Origin of the sequence: Paraburkholderia sediminicola, assembly GCF_046026895.1 — a bacterium.
GTDB lineage: Bacteria > Pseudomonadota > Gammaproteobacteria > Burkholderiales > Burkholderiaceae > Paraburkholderia > Paraburkholderia sediminicola_C.
In genome coordinates this window covers 1-518 of the sequence record NZ_JAQQEU010000281.1, presented here as the reverse complement: position 1 = coordinate 518, position 518 = coordinate 1, and the positions used below count along the sequence as shown (strand labels likewise).

General features: G+C 68.1%; 2 protein-coding genes. Both read left to right on the top strand.

Annotated elements, in window-relative coordinates; all coding sequences use genetic code 11:
- A partial coding sequence (locus PQR02_RS40765) for an NADH-ubiquinone oxidoreductase-F iron-sulfur binding region domain-containing protein (protein WP_408243444.1) occupies positions 1-142 on the top strand: 142 nt, incomplete at its 5' end.
- Between the two features lie 14 nt (positions 143-156).
- On the top strand, positions 157-518 hold a 362-nt coding region (locus PQR02_RS40760; protein WP_408243443.1), incomplete at its 3' end, for a 2Fe-2S iron-sulfur cluster-binding protein.

Below are 518 nucleotides of genomic sequence, written 5' to 3'. Positions count from 1 at the left end.
GTGCGACACGATGGTGTCCGGCTCGCTATGCGCGATGGGCGGCATGACGCCGTTCCCGGTGCTGTCCGCGCTCGACCATTTCCCCGAAGACTTCGGTCTCGCCGATGTCACTCAACACGCGCCCAAAGCGGCCGCGGCCTGACCCAGGAGCCCACCATGTCCGACGTGCTCAACTCTCCCATCGGCGCCCCGAAGGAAGTCCCCTTGGGGGGCGGCTGCGGCTCCGGCAATTGCGCGTGCAAGTCGCAGGCGCAACAACGCGCAAGCCGCTCCTTCTTCGACGACATCGACTATGGGACGCCCGCGCGTCACGCGGACGTCGATGTCACGCTCGAAATCGACGGCCAGGCGGTGACGGTCCCCGCCGGCACTTCGGTGATGCGCGCCGCCGCCGAAGCCGGCGTCAACGTGCCGAAGCTGTGCGCGACCGATTCGCTCGAACCGTTCGGCTCGTGCCGCCTGTGCCTCGTTGAAATCGAAGGCCGGCGCGGCTATCCCGCGTCATGCACGACGCCGGT